The sequence below is a fragment of the Sphaerisporangium sp. B11E5 genome (genome assembly GCF_039871875.1).
Classification (GTDB): Bacteria; Actinomycetota; Actinomycetes; order Streptosporangiales; family Streptosporangiaceae; genus Sphaerisporangium.
On the sequence record NZ_JBDPMD010000011.1, the window covers coordinates 118,219 to 130,572 of the forward strand.

Genomic DNA, 12,354 nt, shown 5'->3' on the forward strand with positions numbered 1-12,354 from the left:
GCCGCAGGAGGTGGCGATGAGCGATTACGACAAGGCACGCGAGGTCGCCGAGCAGGCCCGCGAGAAGGAATGGACGCGGCCGAGCTTCGGCAAGCAGCTTTTCCTCGGCGACTTCCGCCCCGATCTGGTCCACCCCGCGCCGCGGCTCAGCGAGCGGGACACCGAGAAGGGTGAGGAGTTCCTCGCGGCGCTGCGCCGTTACCTCGCCGAGAGCGTGGACCCGGCGCAGATCGAGCGGTCCGCGGTGATCCCGGACGAGGTGGTGAAGGGGCTCGGCGCGCTCGGCGCGTTCGGCATGACCATCGACGAGGAGTACGGCGGGCTCGGGCTCAGCCACCTGTACTACACGCGGGCCCTGATGATGGCCGCGTCGTGCTCCCCCGCGCTCAGCGCGCTGCTGTCGGCCCACCAGTCCATCGGCGTGCCCCAGCCGCTGCGGCTGTTCGGCACACCCGAGCAGAAGCAGCGGTTCCTGCCCCGGTGCGCGCGGGGTGAGATCTCGGCGTTCCTGCTGACCGAGCCGGACGTCGGGTCCGACCCGGCGCGGCTGTCCACGACGGCGGTGCGCGACGGCGACTCCTACGTGCTCAACGGGGTCAAGCTGTGGACCACCAACGGCGTGGTGGCCGACCTGCTGGTGGTGATGGCGCGCACCGGTGCCAAGATCTCGGCGTTCGTCGTGGAGGCCGGCTCCCCCGGCATCACGGTCGAGCACCGCAACGCGTTCATGGGGCTGCGCGGCATCGAGAACGGCGTCACCCGCTTCCAGGACGTCCGGGTGCCGGCCGGCAACCTGATCGGCCGTGAGGGACAGGGCCTGAAGATCGCGCTCACCACGCTGAACACCGGTCGCCTGTCGCTGCCCGCCACGTGCGCGGGCGCGGCCAAGTGGGCCGCCAAGATCGCCCGGGAGTGGAGCGGTGCGCGGGTGCAGTGGGGGCACCCGATCGGCGAGCACGAAGCGGTGGCCCGCAAGATCGCGTTCATCACCTGCACGGCGTACGCGGTGGAGGCGGTGGTGGACCTCGCCAGCCGCCTGGCCGACGACGAGACCAACGACATCCGCATCGAGGCCGCGCTGGCCAAGCTGTACGGCTCGGAGATGGCGTGGCGGGTCGCCGACGAGCTGGTGCAGATCCGCGGCGGCCGGGGCTACGAGACGGCCGAGTCGCTGCACGCCCGCGGCGAACGCGGCGTCCCCGCCGAACAGGTGCTGCGCGACCTGCGCATCAACCGCATCTTCGAAGGCTCCACCGAGATCATGCACCTGCTCATCGCCCGCGAGGCCGTGGACGCCCACCTGTCCGTCGCCGGCGGCCTGATCGACCCCAAGGCCGACATGAAGGCCAAGGGCCAGGCGTTGGCCAAGGCGGGCTCCTTCTACGCCCGCTGGCTCCCCACCCTGGTCACCGGCCCCGGCCAGCTCCCCACGTCCTACGCCGCGTTCGGCGCCCTGGCCGTCCACATGCGCTACGTCGAACGCACCAGCCGCAAGCTCGCCAGGGCCACGTTCTACGCCATGTCCCGCTGGCAGGGCCGCCTGGAACACAAACAGGGCTTCCTCTCCAGGATCGTCGACATAGGCGCCGAACTGTTCGCCATCACCGCCACCTGCGTCCGCGCCAAGGAGGACTCCCGCACCCACGGCCCCGCCCCCGTGGAACTGGCCGACACCTTCTGCCACCAGTCCAGACTCCGCTGCGAAGCACTCCTGTCCCGCCTGTGGGACAACTCCGACACCAGAGACGTCCGCCTGTCCCGCCACACCCTGGAAGGCCGCTACACCTTCGTGGAGGACGGCATCATCGACCCGTCCATGGACGGCCCCTGGATCGCGGCGTCCACCACACCCACAGGCAACGACGTCCATCGCAACATCCACTGACTCATGTCGTGGTAACGGATATCTCACTATCGGTTGCGGTACCGGATCGGCCCTACGAGACTCACTGTCGACGGACACGGAGGGGTGGGGGTCAGGGCTCCGATGGCGAAACGTTCCGTGCATCGGCGGGCGCCACGTCAAAGACGACCCCGCCGGTGGTGGGATCGGCCCGCCGTGAAATGGACGGGTAGCGCCATTGGAGCCCCTTTGCTGGTCGGTGTGCTTCTCCTCGCCGCCCAGCAGTCCTTCAGCCCTGAGCCGGAACCGGCCGGCGCCCCGGTGGCCCCGAGATCGTCGCGGGCGTCCACAGCCGGCCCCGGCCCGCCCCTCACGGTCGACCTCGTGCGCGAGGAACGCTTCGGCGACGGCAACAGTTGGGTCTTCCCCAAGGCGATGACCTTCACGGATCAGGAACTGGCGGAGCTCAACGCCCTGCCGCAGTACTCCGAAAAGCAGCACGAGTGGCTTCGGCGGCACGGTGCGGTGCCCCCGAGCCTCCTCCACGCGAAAGTGGTCATCCGCGGGAACGCCGATCGCCCTGTCCGTGTCGTTGGGATGAGAGCGGAAGCGGACTGCGGACCTCCCCTGACCGGGACGTACTTCGAAAGCCCCGGAGGCGGGGACGACGACAGTGTCGTCATCGGTTTCGACCTCGACAGCCCGGACCCTCGGGGCCAGGAAATCGTCGACTCCATCGAATGGCGCGGCGATTACTTCCAGAAAAAGACGATCTCGCTCGAACGGGACGAAGAGATCACCGTCCAGATCGTTGGGGTGACGGAGAAGCACTACTGCGAGTTCGTCGTCGTGATGGAGGTGCTCAGTGACGCCGCGCTCGTGAGACAGCGCGTCGACAACCACGGGCGACCGTTCAAAGTGTCGGCTGTAGTTGCCCACGACGACTCAGGGATCCCGCGGGTGGACTATCCGGCCTACGGGGCACTGTACGTGGGCGGCCTGGCCAGCCCGGGAACCAAAGGCAAGTGGACCAGGCGAGACCCGCGGGCCTACAGCGGTCCCTGAATCCCATTGCCCGGGTTCCCGGGCCGGTAGAGGCGGTCAGACGAAGACGGCCAGCGGGCGGGCGGTTCTGCCCTGTTCCTCCACGAGGGCCAGGAGGGTGCCGTCGGGGGCGAAGACGCCGATGGGGCCGGCTCCGAGGCCGGGGGCGGGGAGGCGGGCGCCGTGGGAGACCATCCTGGCCTGGTCCTCGGTGACGTCCAGGCGGGGGAAGGCGGCGGCTACCGCGTCGGCGATGGGGAGGATGGTGCAGTCGGACGTCAGTTGGTCGACGGTGCGGGCCATCGGGAGGTCGTAGGGGCCGACGCGGGTGCGGCGCAGGGCGGTGAGGTGGCCGCCCACGCCGAGGGTGGCGCCGAGGTCGCGGGCCAGGGAACGGATGTAGGTGCCGCTGGAGCAGCGGATGGTGGCGTCCACGTCGACCACGTCGCCGGGGCGGCGTATGCCGGTGACCTCGAAGGAGTGGACGGTGACGGGGCGGCCCTCGAGCTCCACCTCCTCCCCGGCCCTGACCCGCTTGTAGGCACGCTCGCCGTTGACCTTGATGGCGCTGACCTGGGGCGGGACCTGCGTGATGGGGCCGGTGAGCGCGGCGGCGCCGGACAGGACCGCGGAGTCCTCCACGTGGGAGGCGGGCACCGACGCCAGCAGCTCGCCCTCGGCGTCGTCCGTCGTGGTCGTCACCCCGAGGCGCATCGTCGCCTCGTACACCTTCTCGGTGAGGGCCAGGTGGCCGAGGAGCCGGGTGGCCTTCTCCACGCCGACGACGAGCACGCCGGTCGCCATGGGGTCCAGCGTGCCGGCGTGGCCCACCCGGCGGGTGCCCGCCAGGCGGCGCAGTTTGCCGACCACGTCGTGGGACGTCCACCCGGCGGGCTTGTCCACCACGATCAGGCCGCTCGGCGGCACCGGCCGCGCACTCGTCATCGTCGTTCGCTCCAGTGAACGTCAGTGAACGTCAGGGGGTGCGGGCGCCGAGCTCGGCCACGACCTCGCGGAACCGGGCCACGGTGCGGTCGGGCGGCTCGTGCGAGGTGTACCCGGCCGCCAGCGTGTGACCGCCGCCCCCGAGGAAGGTACAGGCGCGGCCGACGTCGACCCCGCCCTTGGACCGTGTGGAGACCTGCCAGGCCCCCTCGTCGTCCTCCTTGAGCACCACCGCGACGTCGGACCCGTCGGTGCGGCGCACCACGTCGATGATGCCCTCCACCTCGTCGTACGGCAGGCAGTACGCCGCACGGTCGGCCCGGGGCACGAACGTCCACACCATGCCGAGCCCGCCCGCGGCGTCCTCGTCCAGGGCGCACCGGTCCAGCGCGGCGCCGAGCACCTTGAGGTACCCGAACGGCGAGCGGTCCCACAGCTCGCGGGCGATCTCGTCGGTGCGCAGCCCGGACTCGACCAGGCGCGCCGCCATGCGGTGCACGGCGGGCGTGGTGCAGGCGTGCCGGAACGACCCGGTGTCGGTGACCAGCCCGGTGTACAGGCAGGTCGCGACGTCCCGCCCGATCGGCAGGCCGAGCCGGCCGATCAGCTCCTCCACCAGGGTCGCGGTGGACGCCGCGGAGGGGTCCACCAGCGGCACGGTGCCGAAGCCGGTGTTGGACGGGTGGTGGTCGACCACGATCAGCTCGCGGGCCTTGCCGGCGTTCGGCGCGAGCAGGCCCAGCCGGTCCACCGTCGGGCAGTCGAAGCTGATCATCAGGTCCGGCTCCGCGGGGTAGCGGGCGGGTGGCACCAGCAGGTCCTGGCCGGGCAGGAACCGCAGCAGCCGCGGCACCTCGAACCGCCGGTCGCCGAACGACGCCACGACGTCCTTGCCCGCGCCGCGCAGCGCCAGCCCCAGGGCGAGCATCGAGCCGAGCGCGTCGCCGTCCGGGGACACGTGGCACACCAGCGCCACCCGGCGGGCGTGGCCGATCAGCTCGGCGGCCCGCTCCCAGGTGGCGTGCGGCACGGGCGTGCGGGTATCCGGGCCGTCCATCACGGTGCGGCCGGGCGCATGTGGGACGTCCCGGCCTCTCCCGTCAGGTCGTCCTCCGCCAGGTCGCCGTCCTCGTCGTCCGGCTTGCGGTAGGGGTCGGGCTCGCCCGCGTGCACGGCGCCCTCGGCCTTCTTGGCGATCTCCTCGTCCCGGGCCCTGGCCTCGGCGAACAGGTCCTCCATGTGGCGGGCGTTGTCGGGGAGGGGGTCGTGGCTGAAGGTCAGCGTCGGGGTGTGGCGCACGCCGGTCTGGCGGCCGACCTCCGACCTGATGATGCCCTTGGCGCTCTCCAGGGCGGCGGCGGTGTCCGCGCGCTCGGCCTCGGAGCCGAACACGGTGTAGTAGACCGTCGCGTCACGGAGGTCGGCGGTGATGCGGGTGTCGGTCACCGTCACGAAGCCGAGGCGCGGATCCTTGATCCGGCGTTCGAGCATCTCGGCGACAACCTGCTGGATGCGGTCCGCAAGTTTGCGGGCGCGTGCTGCGTCCACGATCGCGTTCCCCCTCTTTGCCCTCTTTGCTCGCTTAACACGCTTAACGGCCAGCGGGAAACCGTGCTTCCCGAAGACCCTTAATCCTCGTCCCCGTTGTAGAGCGACCGCCGCGCGGACAGCAGCTCGATCTCCGGACGGGACGCGACCATTCGCTCGCACGCCTCCAGCACCTCACCGCAGTTGCCCGCGGACGCGGAGACGACCGCCACGCCGATCTCGGCACGGCGGTGCAGATCGAGATGCCCGGTCTCGGCCACCGCGACCGCCGGGAACCGGCGGCGCACCTCGGCGACGAGCGGGCGCACGACCGAACGCTTCTGCTTCAGCGAGCGAACGTCGCCCAGCAGGATGTCCAAGGTCAGAGCACCTATGTACATGGCAGTCGCCACGACGTCGTCGGCGGGGCGGGACGGCGTGGTGCCCGCGGGCGGACCCGCGGGCACCGATCGCCGTGGCCTCGCGTCAGACGCGCGGCTTCTCCCTCATCTCGAACGTCTCGATGACGTCGTCGATCTTGATGTCGTTGTACCCGACACCGATACCGCACTCGAAGCCCTCGCGGACCTCGGTCGCGTCGTCCTTGAAGCGGCGCAGCGACGAGACGGTGAGATTGTCGGCCACCACGACACCGTCGCGGATGATCCTGGCCTTGCTGTTGCGGGTGATCGTGCCGGCGCGGACCAGGCAGCCCGCGATGTTGCCGATCCGCGGGACCTTGAAGACCTCGCGGACCTCGGCGGTGCCGGTCTGGACCTCCTCGAACTCCGGCTTGAGCATGCCCTTCAGGGCCGCCTCGATCTCCTCGATCGCCTGGTAGATGACCGAGTAGTACCGGATGTCCACGCCCTCGCGCTCGGCCAGATCGCGTGCCCGGACCTCCGGGCGCACGTTGAAGCCGATGATGACGGCGTTGTCGTCGGCGATCGCCAGGTTGACGTCGTACTCGGTGATCGCGCCGACCGCACGGTGGAGCACCCGCAGGCGCACCTCGTCGCCGACGTCGATCTTGAGCAGCGCGTCCTCCAGGGCTTCCACCGAACCGGAGACGTCACCCTTGATGATGAGCTTGAGCTCGTCGACCTGGCCCTTCTCCATGTCCTTGAACAGCTCTTCCAGCGTGCGCCGGCGGCTGGACTTGGCCATGTCGGCGGTGCGCTGCCGCGCGGCCCGCTGCTGGGCGATCTGGCGGGCCATGCGGTCGTCGGAGACCACGATGAAGTTGTCCCCGGCGCCCGGCACGGCCGTGAGGCCGAGCACCTGGACCGGAGCCGAAGGCCCGGCCTCGGCGACGGTCGCGCCCGTGTCGTCGTGCATCGCCCGGACGCGGCCGAAGGCCTCGCCACAGACGATGGAGTCGCCGACCCGCAGGGTGCCGCGCTGGACCAGGACGGTCGCCACGGGGCCGCGGCCCCGGTCGAGGTGCGCCTCGATGGCGATGCCCTGGGCGTCCATGCTCGGGTTGGCCCGGAGGTCCAGCTCGGCGTCCGCGGTGAGCAGGATGGCCTCGAGCAGGTTGTCGATGCCGGTGCCCTGCTTGGCGGAGATGTCGACGAACAGCGTCGAGCCACCGAACTCCTCGGCCACCAGACCGTACTCGGTGAGCTGGGCCCGCACCTTGGTGGGGTCCGCGCCCTCCTTGTCGATCTTGTTCACCGCCACGACCACCGGCACGTCGGCCGCGTGGGCGTGGTTCAGCGCCTCGATGGTCTGCGGCTTCACGCCGTCGTCCGCCGCGACCACCAGCACCGCGATGTCGGTGGCCTGCGCGCCTCGGGCACGCATGGCGGTGAACGCCTCGTGACCCGGGGTGTCGATGAACGTGATCTTACGGTCGGCACCCTCGTGCACCGCGCCCACCTGGTAGGCGCCGATGTGCTGGGTGATGCCGCCCGCCTCACGGGCCACCACGTTGGTGTTGCGGATCGCGTCGAGCAGCTTGGTCTTACCGTGGTCGACGTGACCCATGACGGTCACGACCGGCGGACGGGACTCGAGGTCGCTCTCGTCGCCCTCGTCCTCGCCGAACTCGATGTCGAAGGACTCGAGAAGCTCGCGGTCCTCCTCCTCCGGGCTGACGACCTGGATGACGTAGTTCAGCTCGGCGCCGAGCAGCTGCAGGGTCTCCTCGTTCACCGACTGGGTGGCGGTCACCATCTCGCCGAGGTGCAGCATGATCTGCACCAGCGACGCCGGGTTCGCACCGATCTTGTCGGCGAAGTCGGACAACGAGGCACCACGCGGAAGGCGCAGCACCTGGCCGTTGCCGCGGGGGACCTGCACGCCGCCGATCGACGGCGCCTGCATGTTGTCGAACTCTTGACGCCTCTGGCGCTTGGACTTGCGCCCGCGGGTCGGCCGGCCGCCGGGACGCCCGAAGGCACCCGCCGTGCCGCCACGGCCACGCGCGCCGCCACCACCGGGACGGCCGGCGAAACCGCCGCCGCCACCGCCACCGCCGGCGCCCGCTCCGGGGCCACCGCCGGGACGGCCACCGGTGCCGGTGCGGGGACCGCCGAAGCCGCCACCGCCACCACCGGGACGGCCACCGCCGCCGCCACCACCGGGACGGCCACCGCCGCCACCGCCGGGACGGCCGGCGCCGGCCGGACGGCCACCGCCGCCACCGCCGCCGCCCTGGCCGGGGCCGGTCGGACGGGAAGGCATCATCATCGGGTTCGGCCGCGGGCCACCGGGACGCGGGCCACCGGCACCAGGGCCGGGACGCGGGCCGCCGGGGCCGGGCCCCGGACGCGGACCCGCCGCTCCGGGCGGGCCGGGACGCGCCGAAGCCGGACGCGGCATGCCGCCGTCGCGCGGGGCACCGTCACGACGCGGCTCGCGAGGGCCGCCGTCACGCCGTCCGTCGCGGGGACCGGCGTCACGCGGGCCACCGTCACGGCCGGGACCACCGTCACGGCCCGGACCGCCCTCGCGGCCCGGACGCGGCGGGCGCTGGCCCATGCCGCTCGCGTTCGAGGAGAACGGGTTGTTGCCCGGACGCGGGCCACGCGGGCCGGGCTTCGGCCCGCCGGGACGCGGCACGCCGGGACCACCCGGACGCGGGGCACCCGGACCGCCGGCGCCGGGACCACCCGCAGGGGCGGGACGCGGCGCGGGGGCGGGACGGGGACCCGGCTTCGGGCCGGGAACAGGACGGCCGCCGCCGGACGGGCGCGACGCGTCGGCGCGAGGGCCGTCGCCGCGGGGACCGTCACCACGCGGACCATCGCCACGGGGACCGTCACCACGGGGACCGTCACCACGGGGACCGTCACCACGCGGGACGTCGCCACGGGGACCGTCGGGCCTGGCCGCCTCGGGACGCGGCGCGTCGGTGCGCGGCGCCTCGAACCGCGGGGCCTCGGTGCGGGCCGGCTGCTCCGGGCGCGGTTGCGCCGGACGGGGCACCTCCGGACGCGGGGCCGCCGGACGCGGGGCCTCCTGGGCGGGCTGCTGCGCCGCCGGCTGCTGGTTGACATGGGGCATCGGGACCGGCGGACGCTGGCCCTGCTGCTGGACGGGGCCGGGCTGCGCCGGACCGGGTCGCGGACCCGGCCTCGGCCCCGGCTTGGGTGCCGCCTGGCCGTTGCCCTGCTGGCCGTGTGACGGCCGCGGACCTGGCCTAGCCGGCCCTCTGGACGACCTGTCGCCGCCCCTGGAATCGGAGGATCCTCTGGAGAACGCCTCCGTAAGCTTGCGGACCACCGGCGCCTCGATCGTTGAAGACGCCGATCGCACGAACTCGCCCATTTCCTGGAGCTTGGCCATCACGACCTTGCTCTCTACTCCGAACTCCTTGGCGAGCTCGTAGACTCGGACCTTCGCCACTGCACTCCCTTACTCGGCCCGGGAGGCAGGTGCCGCCGGACCGTCGCTACCTGGACGTACTCATCGCCGCATGCTCATCAGGCGCTCATCGCTATCTGACCCGCCTATCGACTCGGCGTCCTACATGACAGTTGGTAACCATTCACCCGGTCCTACTCTGCGTCAACCCCCGCGAGATGAACCCGCAGACACGACACATCGAGCGGCCCCGCGACCCGGAACGAGCGCGGGAACGCCCGGCGGCGCTCGGCGAGCTCCAGGCAGCGCAGGTCGGGGTGCACATAGGCACCACGGCCCCGCAACCTGCCCAGCCGGTCGGGGACGATGACACCCTCGACCGCCACCAGGCGGAGCAGCTCGGACTTTACCGTGCGAACCCGGCAGCCCACGCACGTTCTCAGCGGGGCCGCCCGGCCACCGTATTCAAGCTTACCTTGTGGAGGCATCGGCGGGGCCGACCGCGTCCCCCGCCGCCGTCGCCTGGGTATCGGGCCTGATGTCGATGCGCCACCCGGTGAGACGGGCGGCCAGTCGGGCGTTCTGCCCTTCCTTGCCGATCGCCAGCGAGAGCTGGTAGTCGGGCACCGTCACCCGGGCCACACGGCCGTCGAGATCGATCACCTCGACATGGGAAACCCGCGCCGGCGACAGGGCATTCCCGACGAACTCGGCGGGATCGTCGGACCAGTCGATGATGTCGATCTTCTCGCCGTGCAGCTCGGTCATCACGTTGCGCACCCGCGAGCCCATCGGGCCGATGCAGGCGCCCTTGGCGTTCACGCCGCCGCGCCGCGAGCGCACCGCGATCTTGGTGCGGTGGCCCGCCTCACGGGCGATGGCCGCGATCTCGACGGTGCCGTCGGCGATCTCGGGCACCTCCAGCGCGAACAGCTTCTTGACCAGGTTGGGGTGGGTGCGCGACAGCGTGACCGACGGCCCCTTGTGCCCCTTCTTCACCTGGACCACGTAACAGCGCAGCCGCTCGCCGTGGACGTAGTCCTCGCCGGGCACCTGCTCGTTGTGCGGCAGGATGGCCTCGATCTTGCCGAGGTCGACCAGGACCACACGCGGGTCCTTGCCCTGCTGGATGACGCCGGCCACGAGCTCCCCCTCGCGGCTGGCGAACTCGCCGAAGTTGATCTCGTCCTCGGCGTCCCGCAACTGCTGGAGTATCACCTGCTTGGCGGTGGTCGCGGCGATGCGGCTGAAGTTGCCGGGCGTATCGTCGTACTCCCGCAGCACCCGGCCCTCGTCGTCGAGCTCGGCCGCCCAGATGCTCACGTGGCCGGACCCGCGGTCCAGCTCGGCCCGCGCCTTGGCCGCCGCACCTTCGGTACGGAAATACGCGATGAGCAGGGCGTCCTCGATGGCCTTGACGACCAGGTCGAAGGAAATGTCCTTTTCTCGCTCCAGGCTGCGCAGGACGCTCATGTCAATGTCCACAAGGCTCCCCCCTAGCCCTCGTCGCCGTCGTCGTCGCCGGCGTCTTCCTCGTCGAACCGGTCCTCGTCGTCGAGCCGGCGGAACTCCACTTGCACCCGCCCCTTGCCGAGCCGCTCCCACTCCAGCCGGCGCGGGACGCCCGCCGCCTCCAGCTCGACGCCGGAGTCGTCGGCCGACATCACGCGGCCCTCGATCGAACCGCCGTCGCGCAGGTCGGCCCTGACCAGCCGGCCGGTGGCCCTGCGCCAGTGGCGGGGCTCGGTCAGCGGCCGGTCGACCCCGGGCGAGGTCACCTCCAGGACGTACGGGCTGCCGCCCATCACGTCACTGTCGTCCAGCGTCTGGGAGACGAGCTGGCTGACGTCGGCGACCTTGTCGAGGCTCACCCCGCCGTCGCCGTCCACGACGACTCTCAGGAGGCGTCGCCGGCCCGCGGGCATGATCGTGACGTCTTCGAGATCGAGACCCTCGGCGGCGGCGACGGGTGCGAGAAGCTTGATCAGGCGGTCACGTCGAGCATCGGCGCCCATGCTGACCTCCCAGGTGAAATTGTCGGCCCCCGCGCACGGCGGCCGAAGGCGTACCTCGCCCCAACGGTTCTCAAGCCTATCGACACCCGGACGTTGAAAGAGCGTCACTCGGTCACCCACCCGGTACCGCGCCGTACGATGCTATGTGCGAGTCCAGGACAAGACGTCACCTCGGGAGGCCGCACCGTGCGTCAGCGTGCCCTGACCCGGCGCGCCGTGCTGCGCGGCACCGCCGCCGGTGCGGTCGCCGCGGCCGCCGCCGGCTGCACTGCGCCCGCGCCCGCGCCGCCGAAGCCCGCACCCCCCGACCCTGAGACCGTGCTGCTCACCAAGGTCATCGCCGCCAAGGAGGAGATGGTGGCACTGTACCGCCGCGCCGCCGAATCCGGCGGCGGCCTGGCCGCCGAACTGCAGCCCTTCCAGCGCCGCCACGAAGCCCACCTGACCGAGCTGCGGCGCCGCCTGCCTCCCCGTGCCGCCTCCTCCTCCCCCGCCTCCTCCACCCAGCCGTCCCCGTCGCCGCCGGCCACTCCCACCCCCGCCCCGAAGGTGTCCCTGAGCCGCCTGCGCGAGCTGGAACGCGAAGCCGCCGCCACCCGCCCCCGCCAGATCGGCGGCGTCTCCCCCTCACTGGCGCAGCTCCTGGCCTGCATAGGCGCCTGCGAAGCAGCCCACGCCGTAGCCCTGGCGAGAGCGTCATGAGCCCCGTGAGCGCCCTGAACAAGGTCCTGGACGCCGAACACGCCGCCGTCTACGCCTACGGCGTCGTCGGCGCCCGCACCGCCGCCTCCCAGCGCGCCGCCGCCACCGCCGGCTTCAACGCCCACCGCGCCCGCCGCGACCAGCTCCGCGGCCTGATCACCACCAGATCCGGCACCCCCTCCGAGGCCGCCCCCGGCTACACCCTCCCCTTCCCCATCGTGACCAGCACCGACGCCGCCCGCCTCGCCGCCTACATAGAGGACCGCGTCACCTCCGCCTACCTGGAACTGACGTCGACAGAGGACCCGGACCTCCGCCGCCTGGCCGCCCACGCCATGCAGGAATGCACCATCCGCGCCTACACCTGGCGCCCCACCATCGCCGCTCTCCCCGGCTGGCCGGCCACCCCCACCCCCTCCTCGGCCCGCCCGAGCACCTCTCCCCCGGTGTCCCTGAACCAGTAGCCGT

Annotated in this window: 12 protein-coding genes; 4 read left to right on the forward strand and 8 right to left on the reverse strand. The window is 71.9% G+C overall.

Features of this window, described 5'->3' with window-relative positions; all coding sequences use genetic code 11:
- The first annotated feature begins 16 nt into the window (after nucleotides 1-16).
- Both ABGB17_RS13895 and ABGB17_RS13900 read left to right on the forward strand, forming a co-directional pair.
- The gene (locus ABGB17_RS13895) at nucleotides 17-1,885 is read left to right on the forward strand and encodes an acyl-CoA dehydrogenase family protein (RefSeq protein ID WP_347629253.1); all 1,869 of its coding nucleotides are present in this window, start codon (nucleotides 17-19) and stop codon (nucleotides 1,883-1,885) included.
- Between the two features lie 219 nt (nucleotides 1,886-2,104).
- The gene (locus ABGB17_RS13900; RefSeq protein ID WP_347629255.1) at nucleotides 2,105-2,908 is read left to right on the forward strand and encodes a hypothetical protein; all 804 of its coding nucleotides are present in this window, start codon (nucleotides 2,105-2,107) and stop codon (nucleotides 2,906-2,908) included.
- Nucleotides 2,909-2,944: 36 nt separating this feature from the next.
- On the opposite strand, the gene truB is transcribed toward ABGB17_RS13900, so the two are convergent.
- The 8 genes from truB to rimP all read right to left on the reverse strand — a co-directional run bounded on the left by truB (nucleotide 2,945) and on the right by rimP (nucleotide 11,184).
- Nucleotides 2,945-3,832 carry a tRNA pseudouridine(55) synthase TruB gene (gene truB, locus ABGB17_RS13905; protein WP_347629257.1) on the reverse strand — a complete coding sequence of 296 codons (888 nt, stop codon included), beginning with the start codon at nucleotides 3,830-3,832 and terminating at the stop codon, nucleotides 2,945-2,947.
- 31 nt (nucleotides 3,833-3,863) lie between these two features.
- Nucleotides 3,864-4,862, reverse strand: a complete 999-nt coding sequence (locus tag ABGB17_RS13910) for a bifunctional oligoribonuclease/PAP phosphatase NrnA (protein WP_347629259.1) — start codon at nucleotides 4,860-4,862, stop codon at nucleotides 3,864-3,866.
- 26 nt (nucleotides 4,863-4,888) lie between these two features.
- Complete coding sequence (rbfA, locus tag ABGB17_RS13915) at nucleotides 4,889-5,383, reverse strand: 30S ribosome-binding factor RbfA (protein WP_347629376.1); 495 nt, start codon at nucleotides 5,381-5,383, stop codon at nucleotides 4,889-4,891.
- Between the two features lie 77 nt (nucleotides 5,384-5,460).
- The gene (locus ABGB17_RS13920) at nucleotides 5,461-5,760 is read right to left on the reverse strand and encodes a DUF503 domain-containing protein (RefSeq protein WP_347629378.1); all 300 of its coding nucleotides are present in this window, start codon (nucleotides 5,758-5,760) and stop codon (nucleotides 5,461-5,463) included.
- A gap of 85 nt (nucleotides 5,761-5,845) precedes the next feature.
- Nucleotides 5,846-9,211: a translation initiation factor IF-2 gene (gene infB, locus ABGB17_RS13925; RefSeq protein WP_347629260.1), complete on the reverse strand. Its 3,366-nt coding sequence runs from the start codon at nucleotides 9,209-9,211 to the stop codon at nucleotides 5,846-5,848.
- A gap of 152 nt (nucleotides 9,212-9,363) precedes the next feature.
- Nucleotides 9,364-9,600 (reverse strand): YlxR family protein, encoded by a 237-nt coding sequence (locus tag ABGB17_RS13930; RefSeq protein WP_347629261.1) that lies wholly within the window; start codon nucleotides 9,598-9,600, stop codon nucleotides 9,364-9,366.
- Nucleotides 9,601-9,640: 40 nt separating this feature from the next.
- Nucleotides 9,641-10,642: a transcription termination factor NusA gene (gene nusA / locus ABGB17_RS13935; RefSeq protein ID WP_347629263.1), complete on the reverse strand. Its 1,002-nt coding sequence runs from the start codon at nucleotides 10,640-10,642 to the stop codon at nucleotides 9,641-9,643.
- A 23-nt stretch (nucleotides 10,643-10,665) separates the two neighbouring features.
- Entirely contained in the window at nucleotides 10,666-11,184 is a 519-nt protein-coding gene (gene rimP, locus ABGB17_RS13940; RefSeq protein ID WP_347629265.1) for a ribosome maturation factor RimP, read from the reverse strand.
- A 186-nt stretch (nucleotides 11,185-11,370) separates the two neighbouring features.
- On the opposite strand from rimP, the gene ABGB17_RS13945 reads away from it, so the two are divergent.
- Nucleotides 11,371-11,886, forward strand: a complete 516-nt coding sequence (locus tag ABGB17_RS13945) for a hypothetical protein (RefSeq protein ID WP_347629267.1) — start codon at nucleotides 11,371-11,373, stop codon at nucleotides 11,884-11,886.
- Nucleotides 11,883-12,350 (forward strand): ferritin-like domain-containing protein, encoded by a 468-nt coding sequence (locus ABGB17_RS13950; protein ID WP_347629269.1) that lies wholly within the window; start codon nucleotides 11,883-11,885, stop codon nucleotides 12,348-12,350. The genes ABGB17_RS13945 and ABGB17_RS13950 overlap by 4 nt, the downstream gene beginning before the upstream one ends.
- The last annotated feature ends 4 nt before the right edge of the window (nucleotides 12,351-12,354 follow it).

Coding starts and splice junctions, on each gene's coding strand:
- ABGB17_RS13920 (WP_347629378.1), bottom strand. CDS start 5,760: ATGTACATAGGTGCTCTGACCTTGGACATCCTGCTGGGCGACGTTCGC.
- nusA (WP_347629263.1), bottom strand. CDS start 10,642: ATGAGCGTCCTGCGCAGCCTGGAGCGAGAAAAGGACATTTCCTTCGAC.
- ABGB17_RS13895 (WP_347629253.1), top strand. CDS start 17: ATGAGCGATTACGACAAGGCACGCGAGGTCGCCGAGCAGGCCCGCGAG.
- ABGB17_RS13950 (WP_347629269.1), top strand. CDS start 11,883: ATGAGCCCCGTGAGCGCCCTGAACAAGGTCCTGGACGCCGAACACGCC.
- truB (WP_347629257.1), bottom strand. CDS start 3,832: ATGACGAGTGCGCGGCCGGTGCCGCCGAGCGGCCTGATCGTGGTGGAC.
- rimP (WP_347629265.1), bottom strand. CDS start 11,184: ATGGGCGCCGATGCTCGACGTGACCGCCTGATCAAGCTTCTCGCACCC.